The sequence below is a fragment of the Vibrio sp. J1-1 genome (assembly GCF_021728395.1).
Taxonomy (GTDB): Bacteria; Pseudomonadota; Gammaproteobacteria; order Enterobacterales; family Vibrionaceae; genus Vibrio.
In genome coordinates this window covers 251,057-264,510 of sequence record NZ_JAKKCM010000004.1, presented here as the reverse complement: position 1 = coordinate 264,510, position 13,454 = coordinate 251,057, and the positions used below count along the sequence as shown (strand labels likewise).

Below are 13,454 nucleotides of genomic sequence, written 5' to 3'. Positions count from 1 at the left end.
TTAAATCAATTTACCGAGCGGCTTTATGCCGCTCGGAATGTTTTGTAAATTCCTATTTCATTTCCATATTCAAGTTGATTTATGTTCAAAGAGAACGCAAAGAAAGTCGAAACCATCATTAAAACAAGTGAAGAGCCTCAGTCTTCACGCTTAAATGGCTTCCAACGCTTGAAAGAGTGCTGCTTTATAGTAGGCGTTCTTAGCTCGGTATTACTTGCTGTAGCGTTATTTACCTTTAGCCCAGCCGATCCTTCCTGGTCCCAAACCGCTTGGGGTGGGGAAATCGATAATGCTGGTGGCCTGTTTGGCGCTTGGCTAGCCGATACTCTATTTTTCACGTTTGGCTCACTGGCTTACCCTCTGCCTTTCTTATTGGCGGCGGCGGCATGGGTGCTTTGTCGAAAACGCGGCGAAGACGAGCCAATCGATCTTATGCTTTGGGGCACACGATTACTTGGTCTTGTTGTCCTCATTATGACCAGCTGTGGCTTGGCTGATATTAACTTCGATGATATCTGGTATTTCTCATCTGGTGGCGTTGTAGGTGACGTACTTTCCAGCCTGGCATTACCTACGCTCAATATACTGGGTACCACATTAGTTCTGCTGTTCTTGTGGGGCGCGGGTTTTACTCTATTTACGGGGATATCTTGGTTAAACATTGTCGAGTGGTTAGGCGATCGCTCGCTAGGGTTAGTCAGTGGTATTGCTAATAAGCTGAGAGGCTCAGAGCAAGAAACACTGGAACCTCAGCTTGATGAGTTTATTGAAGATAAAGTCACCAAAAGACGTGTTGAGGACGAACAGGAAGAAGAATCACTTCCTCACTTGACGGCATATGATGTCGAAGAGCCTAAAGAAGCGCCGCACGAATATCCTATTTATATGCCGCAAACTCAGCCGGAACCGCGCGTGTCAAAACCTGTGGCAGATTCAGCCAAATCGGTTGCTCCTGCTGCGGAACAGGCTGAACCGGCACACTACGTCAAATCAGAACCTCAAACGCAGGCTTTAAGCGTCAATCATGTTGATCCATCAGTGGAAAGGACTAAACAGCTAAATGTCACTATTGAAGAGTTGGAAGCTGCGGCTCACCAAGCTGACGATTGGGCGTTGGAAGAGCAACCTGAACAAACGCTAACATCGACACAACAAAATTATTCAGATCCAGTGCGCCCAGTTCAAAATGAAGTGATTGATACACAATCATTCCAAAGTGAACCAGACTACTCTGAATATGCTCAGTTTGCGGCGGAGCAAGAACAACAAGCTCAAGTTGAATCAGTAACATTTGAAGAGCCAGTTATCGATCCCGCCTCTCTGGATTACATTTCTGAGCAGACAGAGCCCGGCGAGCATATTGAACCAACGATTTCGAACTTTGATGTTGTTGATGACGAAGATGAAAACGAGTACGTTGCTGCTCAACCAGAGCCGACAGTTGTTCCTCAATCAGAGGCTTCAATAGCGCAATCAAGCGAGCCGTTTGTAAGGTCTGAACCGTCACCACGTGCGACAATCGAGCCAGCTCCTGCTACCGAAGTAGAAGAGGTCTCCGAAGGTGATCAAGATGTGGCCGCATTCCAGAACATGGTTACTGGTGCTCAAGCTAAAGTGGCAGCAACACAGAATCCATTCTTGATGAAGCAAGAAGAAAACCTGCCCGTGCCAGAAGAGCCGTTACCAACTCTTGAGCTTCTTTATCACCCAGAAAAACGCGAGAACTTTATTGATCGTGACGCATTAGAGCAGGTCGCTCGACTGGTTGAAAGTAAGCTGGCGGACTACAAAATTAAAGCGGACGTAGTAGGTATTTACCCTGGTCCTGTTATCACTCGATTTGAACTGGATTTGGCTCCGGGTGTAAAAGTTAGCCGTATTTCCGGTCTTTCAATGGACTTGGCACGTGCACTTTCAGCCATGGCGGTGCGCGTTGTTGAAGTGATTCCAGGTAAACCTTACGTAGGTTTGGAGCTGCCGAACATGAGCCGTCAGACCGTATACCTCTCTGATGTCATCAACAGCCCTCAATTTGAGCAAGCTAAATCACCGACAACGGTCGTGCTCGGTCAGGACATTGCGGGTGAAGCGGTCATTGCCGATATTTCTAAAATGCCTCACGTGTTGGTGGCTGGTACAACCGGTTCGGGTAAGTCGGTCGGTGTGAACGTCATGATCTTAAGTATGCTCTACAAAGCGTCTCCGGAAGATCTGCGTTTCATCATGATCGACCCGAAAATGTTGGAGCTTTCTATTTATGAGGGGATTCCTCATCTTCTCTCTGAAGTTGTAACGGACATGAAAGACGCGTCTAACGCACTTCGTTGGTGTGTCGGAGAAATGGAACGTCGTTACAAACTGATGTCAACGCTAGGCGTTCGTAACGTGAAAGGCTTCAACGAAAAGTTGAAGATGGCTGCTGAAGCAGGTCACCCGATTCATGATCCATTCTGGCAAGACGGCGATAGCATGGACACTGAGCCGCCGCTATTAGAGAAACTGCCATACATTGTCGTCGTCGTGGATGAATTTGCTGACCTGATGATGGTCGTCGGTAAAAAAGTTGAAGAACTGATTGCACGCTTAGCACAGAAAGCACGTGCGGCGGGTATTCACCTGATCCTTGCGACTCAGCGACCATCTGTTGACGTCATTACTGGTCTGATTAAAGCCAACATTCCAACGCGTGTGGCGTTTACCGTATCAACCAAGACGGACTCTCGTACGATCCTAGACCAAGGTGGTGCAGAATCACTACTGGGTATGGGTGATATGCTTTACCTGCCGCCAGGTTCGAGCCACACGATACGTGTACACGGTGCATTTGCGTCAGATGATGATGTTCATGCCGTTGTGAATAACTGGAAAGCTCGCGGCAAACCAAACTATATCGACGAGATTATTAGCGGCGACCAGAGTCCGGAAAGCTTACTCCCTGGCGAACAGATGGAAGCCGATGAAGATGTAGACCCGTTGTTCGATCAAGTGGTCGAGCACGTCGTTCAGTCACGCCGTGGCTCAGTTTCAGGTGTGCAGCGCCGCTTCAAGATAGGTTACAACCGAGCCGCTCGAATCGTTGAGCAACTTGAAGCACAAGGTATCGTCAGTGCGCCTGGCCACAATGGCAACCGCGAAGTTCTCGCGCCTGCGCCGCCAAAAGATTAATGAACTTGTTTTACTCACCTTAGTCCAAAGAGGTGAGTAAAATTCGGTCTTTCGACCACAGTGATAGGTATTTGAATGAAAAAACGATTTTCAGCGAAACTCATCTCCGCGCTTGTTTTAAGCTTCTCTTTATTCTCCACCGCGTATGCCGCATCCCCAAAAGCAGAGTTAAGCAAGCGTTTATCAATTAACGATGGCTTCAGTGCCGACTTTTCTCAGCAAGTCATCAGCCCGGAAGGGGAAACGGTGATGGAAGGGGAAGGGACAGTTGAAATCGCCCGTCCGAGTTTGTTCCGTTGGAGTACGACATTCCCAGACGAAAACTTGTTGGTGTCTGATGGTAAAACCCTTTGGTACTACAGCCCATTTATCGAACAAGTGAGCATTTACTGGCAAGAGCAAGCGGCAGAACAAACACCATTTGTGCTTTTGACTCGAAATCGCGCGAGTGATTGGGATAATTACAAAGTATCTCAAAAAGGTAACGAGTTCACACTGATCCCGACAGCAGTCGATTCAACGCAAGGTCGTTTCCAGATTCATATCGATGCAAAAGGTATCGTAAAAGGCTTCAATGTGATTGAACAAGATGGTCAAAGAGGCCTGTTCAAATTCAGTAACGTGAAGCTAGGAAAACCAAAAGCCAACCGATTCACATTCACGATTCCAAAAGGAGTGGAAGTGGATGACCAAAGGAATTAACGGGTAGTGACGAATTACACACTAGATTTCTCGGGGGACGAAGATTTTCGTCCCCTTGCTGCGCGTATGAGGCCGCAAACGGTCGAACAGTATATCGGACAGCAGCATATTTTAGGTCCGGGGAAACCTTTACGTCGAGCATTGGAAGCCGGAAATATCCACTCAATGATTTTGTGGGGGCCTCCGGGTACCGGCAAAACGACGTTGGCAGAAGTTGCCGCGAATTACGCCAATGCAGAGGTGGAGCGTGTTTCTGCAGTAACGTCTGGAGTGAAAGAAATACGTGCTGCGATTGAGAAAGCACGAGAAAATAAAATGACGGGTCGCCGCACGATGTTGTTTGTGGATGAGGTGCATCGGTTTAACAAGTCTCAGCAAGACGCTTTCCTACCGCATATTGAAGACGGGACGGTTACGTTTATTGGTGCAACCACAGAAAACCCGTCTTTTGAACTCAACAACGCATTGTTGTCTCGGGCGCGGGTATACAAACTGACTTCCCTGAATAAAGACGAGATTGCACAGGCGCTCAATCAAGCAATTAGCGATAAAGAGCGTGGCTTGGGTAATACACCTGCACATTTCGTCGATAACGTATTAGAACGTTTGTCAGAACTGGTTAACGGTGACGCTCGCATGTCGCTTAACTACCTTGAGTTGCTTTACGATATGGCTGAAGACAATGCTCAAGGTGAGAAAGAGATTACTCTTAAGCTACTGGCCGAAGTCGCAGGGGAAAAAGTCTCTCGTTTTGATAACAAAGGTGACATTTGGTACGACTTAATTTCTGCGGTACACAAATCAATTCGTGGATCTAATCCAGATGCAGCACTGTACTGGGCAGCGAGAATGATCGCAGCAGGTTGTGATCCTTTATACATTGCACGCCGATTACTCGCGATTGCTTCCGAGGATGTTGGCAACGCGGATCCTCGTGCAATGCAAGTAGCGCTTTCTGCTTGGGATTGTTTTACTCGCGTTGGTCCGGCAGAAGGGGAACGTGCGATTGCTCAGGCGATTGTTTACCTTGCATGTGCGCCTAAGAGCAATGCGGTCTATGTAGCATGGAAACAAGCACTCGCTGACGCGCACAACTTACCGGAATACGAAGTACCCCATCATTTGCGTAATGCACCTACAAGTTTGATGAAAGACATGGGGTACGGCGCTGAATATCGTTATGCTCATGATGAGCCGGGCGCTTATGCGGCGGGCGAGCAATATTTGCCACCAGAAATGGACGATCGTAAGTACTATCAACCGACAAATCGAGGTCTGGAGACCAAAATCGGCGAAAAGTTAGATTACTTGGCTACTTTAGACGCAAATAGCCCACAAAAGCGCTATGAAAAGTAGGCATTTTTGGATACATTTATTCGGTAAATTTTTATAGCGCACTAGCAAGATGCTGGTGAGCGATTTCACAACTACAAAAGCATAGGATTAACAATGCTGGATTCTAAATTACTTCGAACTGAGCTGGATGAAACAGCTGCTAAACTGGCGCGTCGTGGCTTTAAGCTAGACGTCGAGACAATCCGTAACCTTGAAGAACAACGTAAGTCCATTCAAGTAGAAGTTGAAAATTTACAATCCACGCGTAACTCCATCTCCAAGCAAATCGGCCAAAAAATGGCGGCTGGTGATAAAGAAGGCGCAGAAGAGATCAAGAAGCAAATCGGTACTCTTGGTAGCGATTTAGACTCGAAAAAGGTGGAACTTGAGCAAGTCATGGCTCAACTAGAGGAAATCACGCTTTCTGTTCCTAATATCCCAGCAGATGAAGTGCCAGACGGTAAAGATGAAGACGATAACGTAGAGATTTCTCGTTGGGGCGAGCCAAAAACTTACGATTTCGAACTGAAAGATCACGTTGACCTAGGTGAAATGGGCGACGGTCTTGATTTCGCAAGTGCGACTAAAATTACCGGTGCACGCTTTATCGTAATGAAAGGTCAATTCGCGCGCCTACACCGTGCAATTGCTCAGTTCATGCTCGATCTTCACACAGAAGAGCACGGCTACACAGAAATGTACGTGCCGTACCTGGTGAACTCTGACAGCCTATTTGGTACTGGTCAGCTACCTAAATTTGGTAAAGACCTTTTCCATACAGAGCCGCTTGAAGAGAAAGTGAACGACGAAGAGCCGCGTAGACTATCGCTTATTCCAACGGCTGAAGTACCAGTTACTAACATGGTGCGTGACACAATCTCTGATGAAGCGGATCTGCCGCTTAAGATGACAGCTCATACGCCATGCTTCCGCTCAGAAGCAGGTTCTTACGGTCGTGATACTCGTGGTCTGATTCGTATGCACCAGTTCGACAAAGTTGAGCTAGTACAAATCACCAAGCCAGAAGACTCAATGGATGCACTTGAAGAGCTGACAGGTCATGCTGAGAAAGTTCTGCAACTTCTGGAACTTCCTTACCGTAAAGTGGTTCTATGTACCGGTGACATGGGCTTCGGCGCACGTAAGACTTACGACTTAGAAGTGTGGGTTCCTGCGCAAGAAACTTACCGTGAAATCTCTTCATGTTCTAACATGTGGGACTTCCAGGCTCGTCGTATGCAAGCGCGTTTCCGTCGTAAAGGTGAGAAGAAACCTGAACTTGTACACACGCTAAACGGTTCTGGTCTGGCAGTAGGCCGTACAATGGTGGCTATTCTTGAAAACAACCAAGAAGCAGACGGTCGTATTGCAATCCCAACAGCACTTCAGAAGTACATGGGCGGCGCAACGCACATCGGTTAATATATATACCAATCGTAGTAAATAACTGGTCATTCTAGCTTGTTAAAATACTCGATAACGGCGTTAAAATTTTTGAAAGTAGAATAACCACTTATCGAAAAATTTTGCCTTGTTCTCAAGCATTTTTCCTAAGCTACCTTTGATCACTTACTTACTGTGATTGGTATTAGCCATTAGAAAACAAAAACCCAGCTTTTTAGCTGGGTTTTTTAATATCTAAAAACCAAAATCAGTGGGCGTTGTTGTTATAAAAAACAGTCTTCGCGTTGAAGCGCTGCTTCAATCGCGTTCACCAACTTTTCAATGTGCGCTGGCTCGCTGATAAATGGAGGCATCATGTAAATGAGTTTGCCAAAAGGACGAATCCAAACGCCGTGCTCAACAAACAGGGACTGAATTGTCTCCATGTTAACGGGACGATGCGTTTCTACAACACCTATCGCACCAAGCCAACGCGTGTTTTTCACCACATCATATTGTTCTAGCTTGGGTAACAATTCCGAAAACAGAGCTTCAATTTGCTTGGTCTGCTGTTGCCAATCCCCTTGCTCGATAAGCTCTAAACTTGCAGTTGCTACCGCGCAAGCGAGTGGGTTGCCCATAAAAGTCGGGCCATGCATAAAGCAACCAGCATCGCCACCACAAACAGTGTCGGCGACATGCTTAGTTGCAAGGGTGGCGGATAACGTCATGTAGCCACCAGTTAATGCTTTACCAACACAAAGGATGTCAGGCTGAATACCGGCGTGCTCACAAGCGAAAAGCTTGCCTGTCCGCCCAAATCCTGTCGCAATCTCATCAGCAATCAACAAAAGCTCATATTTATCACAAAGTGCCCTGACACCTTTTAGGAACTCAGGATGATAAATACGCATCCCACCAGCACCTTGCACGATCGGCTCAAGGATCACTGCGGCAAGCTCTTGGTGATGCTGTTCGATCTTGTGTGCGAAATCAGCTAAGTCGTTAGGGTTCCATTCATCCCAATAACCGCATGTCGGAGAGTCTGCGAAGATGTGCTCTGGCAGAAAGCCTTTGTATAGCGAGTGCATCGAGTTATCGGGGTCAGTAACAGACATCGCGGCAAAAGTATCACCATGGTAACCGTGTTTTAGGGTGAGGAATTTGGGCCTGCGTTCGCCTTTTGCGTGCCAATATTGCAACGCCATTTTCAGGCTTACCTCTACAGCGACCGAACCTGAGTCGGCAAGGAAAACATGTTCGAGATTGCTAGGTGCTAGAGAAAGGAGCTTCTTACATAAATTGATCGCGGGTTGGTGCGTAATGCCACCAAACATGACATGAGAAACTTGGTCAATTTGCTGATGCGCCGCTTGGTTCAAATGCGGATGATTATAGCCATGAATCGTTGACCACCAGGAAGACATGCCATCAACTAAATGAGTACCGTCTTCTAAGCTAATATAGACGCCGTGTGCGGAAGCAACGGGATAACAGGTCAGAGGAGTCAGAGTAGAAGTGTAGGGATGCCAGATATGTTGGCGGTCGAAGGCAAGATCCATGAGTAATTCCAAAATTCAAATAGATTAAAAATTAACCAGAAGTAAACTTTTGATTTTGTGCTTTTGTTGACAGTTTAACGGGACTCGGTAGACTGTCAACACAACAAAAAAAGTGACCAAAGGATTACACGTGGAAGTACGTCATAACTGGACGCATGCAGAAGTGCGAGAGCTAATGGAAAAACCATTCATGGATCTTCTGTTCGAAGCACAACTTGTACACCGCCAATACCAACAAACCAATCATGTTCAAGTCAGTACACTGCTGTCAATCAAGACGGGTGCGTGCCCAGAAGACTGTAAGTATTGTCCTCAAAGCGCGAGATACACCACAGACATTGAAAAAGAGCGTCTGATGGAAGTTGAACGTGTACTCGATGCGGCGCAAAAAGCGAAAAGTGCAGGTTCTACACGTTTTTGTATGGGTGCAGCGTGGAAAAACCCGAAAGAACGCGACATGCCACATCTGACGGATATGATCAAAGGCGTGAAAGAGATGGGTCTAGAAACCTGTATGACGCTAGGCATGCTGACACCTGAGCAAGCGAATCAACTCGCGGATGCAGGGCTAGATTATTACAACCACAACTTAGATACGTCGCCTGAGTTTTACGGCAATATCATCACTACCCGTACTTATCAGGATCGTCTGGATACGCTATCTCACGTTCGTGATGCAGGGATGAAAATCTGCTCGGGTGGCATTATTGGTATGGGTGAGAGTGCAAACGACCGTGCTGGACTCTTAGTCGAGCTCGCGAACTTGCCAACGCACCCAGAGAGCGTGCCAATCAATATGCTGGTAAAAGTAAAAGGCACGCCGCTTGAAAAAGTCGAAGATGTTGAACCATTTGATTTCATTCGTCTCATTGCTATCGCACGTATCATGATGCCTCAATCTGCTGTTCGCTTGTCTGCTGGACGCGAAAACATGAATGAGCAGATGCAAACGCTGTGCTTTATGGCTGGTGCGAATTCTGTTTTCTACGGTTGTAAGCTACTGACTACACCAAACCCTTCTGAAGACAAAGATATGATGCTGTTTAACAAGTTGGGCATAAATAGTCAGGAAGTCTCGCAAAAGCCGGATGAAATTGAAGAGAACGAATTGCTTGATCGCGTGGTGGAGCGTGTCGCCGCTCGCCCGACTAAAGACGACCTTTTCTACGATGCCAGCGTTTAAATCTCGTATCGAATCAGCACTCGCTCAGCGTAAAGAGCAGGGGCTGGATCGCTCTATGAACTTAGTGTTTGCCGGTAATCAGTCCGTTCTGGAACATGCTGGTAAACGTTATATCAATTTCTCGAGTAACGATTATCTTGGCTTGGCCAATGATCAAGCGTTGGTTCGGGCTTGGCAGCAAGGGCTAAGTGTTTACGGCAGTGGTAGTGGGGCTTCACCTATGGTGACCGGATTTAGCGCCGCGCACAGTAATCTAGAATCTGCGCTGACTGAGTGGTTGGGGTATGAACGAGCAATATTGTTTGGTTCGGGCTTCAGTGCTAATCAGGCATTATTGTTTACTTTGCTGGAAAAGTCGGATGTCTTACTGCAAGACCGACTCAATCACGCGTCTTTAATGGAAGCGGGTGCATTGTCGCCAGCTAAAATGAAGCGCTTTAAGCATAACGACATGACGCACCTTAAATCGCTTCTCGAGTGTAATCATAATCATCTAGTAGTTACGGAAGGTGTCTTTAGCATGGATGGCGATTGCGCTCCCCTCGCGGCGCTTGCCCAAATTACTCAAGAAAATGATGCCTGGCTAGCAGTGGATGATGCCCATGGTATTGGTGTGTTAGGCGATACTGGTGGTGGTTCGTGTGAAGAGGCCAGTATCAAGCCAGATATTCTCGTGGTCACTTTTGGCAAAGCATTTGGCGTCTCCGGTGCCGCCATTTTGTGTGATCAAGTTACTGGCGACTTCCTAACACAGTTCGCGCGACATCATGTTTACTCCACAGCAATGCCTCCGGCGCAAGCGTATGCGTTAACCCATGCCGTTTCCATCGTTCAAGAGCAAGGTTGGCGGCGCGAGAAGTTGGCTGAGTTAGGTGCTTACTATCAGGAGTGCTTACAAGACATGAGCGGCTTTATTGAAACGCTGACACCGATTAAACCTTTTGTTATCGGTGACGCTGAACAAGCATTGAGTGTGGCAGACTCTTGTCGCAAAAACGGCTTCTGGGTTACGGCAATTCGGCCGCCTACGGTTCCAGCGGGGACGTCCCGGTTACGTATCACCTTGACGGCTAATCATACCAAAGATCAAATCAAAACATTGTCTCACGTACTTGAACAAGCACTAGGAGCGCGGTAATGAATCAAGCAGAACAGAGAGATCTGGCTCCTGATGGTCAAGATAAGAGTGCTATCGCTACTTCATTCGGAAAAGCCGCCCATACTTATGATGCACATGCAGCCTTTCAGCGCGATGTCGGGCATCGATTATTAGCGAGGCTTCCAGAAGACTTATCAGGAAAGCGCATTTTAGATCTCGGCTGTGGAACAGGATACTTCTCTGAGTTACTCCAACAACGAGGTGCCGAAGTGGTTTGCGCTGACATCTCTCAAGAGATGCTCAATAAAGCCCAACAACGATGTGGTGACGAAAGAGCACGCTATGTGTTAGCTGACGCAGAAAATTTGCCTTTTGAGGATCATAGTTTTGATTATGTCTTCTCTAGTTTGGCTTTGCAGTGGTGCTGCGATTTGAGCTACCCGCTACGTGAAGTGCGCCGAATCCTGAAAGAGGGGGGAGCTGGCTTTTTCTCTACTCTTGTTGATGGATCACTTTATGAGCTACGTGAATCATGGAAAAAAATTGATGCATATCAACACGTCAATGACTTTATAACTATCAATCAGGTAAAAATTGCGTTGGCGCAAGCTCACTGCAATGACCATCATCTAGACTTGACCTCCATCACAGTTTGGTACGACTCGGCGTTTTCTGTTATGCGGGATCTTAAAGGTATCGGAGCAACCCATGTTAGTGGTCGCTCTCCTGCGCTGACAAGCCGCCGCAAACTTTTACACGTAGAACGTGCGTACCAAGAATTCAAAAACGATAAAGGTCTTTTACCTGCAAGTTATCAGGTTTGTTTTGGAGTAATACATCTATGATTGATGCTTTTTTTATTGCTGGTACGGATACTGATGTAGGAAAAACGGTAGCGTCTAAAGCCATTCTGCAAGCGTTGGCGGCAAAAGGGTTAAACACCATTGGTTATAAGCCAGTGGCAGCAGGAAGCGAAAAGACAGAGCAAGGTTGGCGTAACTCAGATGCGTTGCATTTACAAAAAGCAGCGACACTAGAAGTGGCTTACGATGATATAAATCCGTATGCACTGGAGCTTCCGACTTCGCCGCATATCGCTGCTAAACATGAAGATGTTGAGATTAGATACGACGTTTTAAGCGAAAAACTGACCCAGCATAAAGCTCAGGCTGACATGGTATTAGTTGAAGGTGCTGGGGGCTGGCGTGTCCCGGTTTCGGATACAGACAATCTCTCTACCTGGGTGAAACAAGAGCAGCTTCCAGTCGTTTTGGTCGTTGGTATTAAACTGGGCTGTTTGAGTCATGCTTTTTTAACGGCAGAGGCGATTCGAGCCGATGGCCTGAACCTTGTTGGATGGGTAGCAAATCGCGTAAACCCTGGTACAGAGCACTATGCGGACATAATTGAAATGCTCGAATCTCGATTAGGTACCCCAAAATTAGGTGAGATTCCGTATGTCCCTAGTGCTAAGCGCAAAGAACTCGGGAAATACATTAACATCGATCCTCTACTTCAACGCTAGTATAAAAAACGAAAGGGCTGCATTACGCAGCCCTTTGCATTATTCGTAAACCTAACTCAGGTTTATTTTTCGTTTCCTAGACCCATCAATGCGTGTTGCGTTTCTGCAATACGATTAGCCATATGGTCATCAGTAGAAATACCAAGTTGTTGCTTTGCCTCGTCCTCTGAGATACCTAGGTGACAACGTAGTAAATCTATAGCCATTTGATAGTCGTTAGTTTCTACCATGATTTTTCCCTCAAGACATGGATTTAGAGCTACTCGACGTTGGAACGTGTTTAGAGTTTGCTCTGTTTTTGTTCATCTGACTTGAATTTAGCACGCTCAAACAATCGGACAATAAGACCAAAGTCTAAACCTAGTCTAAAATACTGTTTTTAGGCTATAAAAATTTACGATTTATTTCAGTTGAGAAAACAAATGTTGCAATTTATTGCTTAACCTTGTTTTTAACAGCGATAGACTATATCTATAACGCAACGGAGTACGAAACCAAATGGGATCGGCTTTTACAACAATAAGCTTCCTCGGAGAAAAGTAATGAAGCGAGTTATGTTATTCCTGGCAACTAACCTAGCCGTCGTGCTAGTTCTTAGTGTTGTTCTGAATATTGTTTACGCTACAACGGGAATGCAGCCGGGCAGTTTGTCTGGTTTGCTGATTATGGCTGCGGTCTTTGGTTTTGGTGGTGCACTGATTTCGTTAATGATGTCAAAAGGCATGGCGCTGCGTTCGGTTGGCGGTATGGTTATTGAAAGCCCACGTAACGAAACAGAGCATTGGCTACTGGAGACAGTAGGCCGTCAGGCTCAGCAAGCGGGGATCGGCATGCCAACGGTGGCCATTTATGATTCACCAGATATTAATGCCTTCGCGACAGGTGCAAAGCGTGATGACTCATTGGTTGCGGTTTCTACGGGTCTGTTACATAACATGACTCGTGATGAAGCCGAAGCTGTGTTGGCACACGAGGTGAGCCATATTGCGAATGGTGACATGGTCACAATGACACTGATGCAGGGTGTTGTGAACACGTTTGTAATCTTCTTGTCTCGTTTTATCGCCAACATGGTGGCGTCTAATGATGAGGAAGAAGGCCAGGGTTCAAACATGATGGTGTATTTTGGTGTCTCTATGGTACTGGAACTGGTGTTTGGTTTCTTAGCAAGCTTCATCACCATGTGGTATAGCCGTCATCGTGAGTTCCATGCAGACGCCGGTGCGGCTCATCTAGTTGGCAAAGAAAAAATGATTGCTGCTCTTGAACGTTTAAAAATGAGCCAAGAGTCGAAGTTAGATGGCACTATGATGGCGTTTGGTATCAACGGTAAGCAGTCTCTGACGGAGCTACTAATGAGCCACCCACCGCTAGATAAGCGTATTAACGCTTTACGTAATCAACAATACTAATCGAATAATTTTCTGAAAAGGCTTGGTTTTTACCAAGCCTTTTTTTCGCTTGTCTGATCGCTACCTTCCTTGTTCACGTATCACACCT

At 46.6% G+C, this 13,454-nt stretch carries 11 protein-coding genes; 9 read left to right on the top strand and 2 right to left on the bottom strand.

From position 1 onward, the window contains the following. Window positions 1–81 precede the first annotated feature (81 nt). From L3V31_RS08380 to serS, 4 genes are all read left to right on the top strand, one after another. Window positions 82–3,165, top strand: a complete 3,084-nt coding sequence (locus L3V31_RS08380) for a DNA translocase FtsK 4TM domain-containing protein (protein WP_237315627.1) — start codon at window positions 82–84, stop codon at window positions 3,163–3,165. A 75-nt stretch (window positions 3,166–3,240) separates the two neighbouring features. Further along, the gene (lolA, locus tag L3V31_RS08375; RefSeq protein ID WP_237315626.1) at window positions 3,241–3,867 is read left to right on the top strand and encodes an outer membrane lipoprotein chaperone LolA; all 627 of its coding nucleotides are present in this window, start codon (window positions 3,241–3,243) and stop codon (window positions 3,865–3,867) included. A gap of 6 nt (window positions 3,868–3,873) precedes the next feature. Then, entirely contained in the window at window positions 3,874–5,223 is a 1,350-nt protein-coding gene (locus L3V31_RS08370) for a replication-associated recombination protein A (protein ID WP_237315625.1), read from the top strand. A gap of 93 nt (window positions 5,224–5,316) precedes the next feature. After that, the gene (serS, locus tag L3V31_RS08365) at window positions 5,317–6,624 is read left to right on the top strand and encodes a serine--tRNA ligase (RefSeq protein WP_237315624.1); all 1,308 of its coding nucleotides are present in this window, start codon (window positions 5,317–5,319) and stop codon (window positions 6,622–6,624) included. A 245-nt stretch (window positions 6,625–6,869) separates the two neighbouring features. On the opposite strand, the gene bioA is transcribed toward serS, so the two are convergent. After that, window positions 6,870–8,147: an adenosylmethionine--8-amino-7-oxononanoate transaminase gene (bioA, locus tag L3V31_RS08360; RefSeq protein ID WP_237315623.1), complete on the bottom strand. Its 1,278-nt coding sequence runs from the start codon at window positions 8,145–8,147 to the stop codon at window positions 6,870–6,872. Between the two features lie 130 nt (window positions 8,148–8,277). Here bioA and bioB point away from each other — a divergent pair, with 130 nt between their 5' ends. Genes bioB through bioD form a run of 4 tightly spaced genes read left to right on the top strand, consistent with a single transcriptional unit; the run spans window position 8,278 to window position 11,954 of the window. Further along, window positions 8,278–9,330, top strand: a complete 1,053-nt coding sequence (gene bioB / locus L3V31_RS08355; protein ID WP_237315622.1) for a biotin synthase BioB — start codon at window positions 8,278–8,280, stop codon at window positions 9,328–9,330. Further along, window positions 9,317–10,468 (top strand): 8-amino-7-oxononanoate synthase, encoded by a 1,152-nt coding sequence (bioF, locus tag L3V31_RS08350; RefSeq protein WP_237315621.1) that lies wholly within the window; start codon window positions 9,317–9,319, stop codon window positions 10,466–10,468. The genes bioB and bioF overlap by 14 nt, the downstream gene beginning before the upstream one ends. Next, window positions 10,468–11,274, top strand: coding sequence for a malonyl-ACP O-methyltransferase BioC (gene bioC / locus L3V31_RS08345; protein ID WP_237315620.1), 807 nt, complete (start codon window positions 10,468–10,470; stop codon window positions 11,272–11,274). Before bioF ends, bioC begins: the two co-directional genes overlap by 1 nt. After that, on the top strand, window positions 11,271–11,954 hold the full coding sequence (gene bioD, locus L3V31_RS08340; RefSeq protein WP_237315619.1) for a dethiobiotin synthase: 684 nt from the start codon (window positions 11,271–11,273) through the stop codon (window positions 11,952–11,954). Before bioC ends, bioD begins: the two co-directional genes overlap by 4 nt. A gap of 62 nt (window positions 11,955–12,016) precedes the next feature. Here the strand turns inward: bioD and L3V31_RS08335 are convergent, their stop codons facing one another. After that, on the bottom strand, window positions 12,017–12,184 hold the full coding sequence (locus L3V31_RS08335) for a hypothetical protein (protein ID WP_014231467.1): 168 nt from the start codon (window positions 12,182–12,184) through the stop codon (window positions 12,017–12,019). 312 nt (window positions 12,185–12,496) lie between these two features. Here L3V31_RS08335 and htpX point away from each other — a divergent pair, with 312 nt between their 5' ends. Further along, window positions 12,497–13,366 (top strand): protease HtpX, encoded by an 870-nt coding sequence (htpX, locus tag L3V31_RS08330; protein WP_237315618.1) that lies wholly within the window; start codon window positions 12,497–12,499, stop codon window positions 13,364–13,366. The last annotated feature ends 88 nt before the right edge of the window (window positions 13,367–13,454 follow it).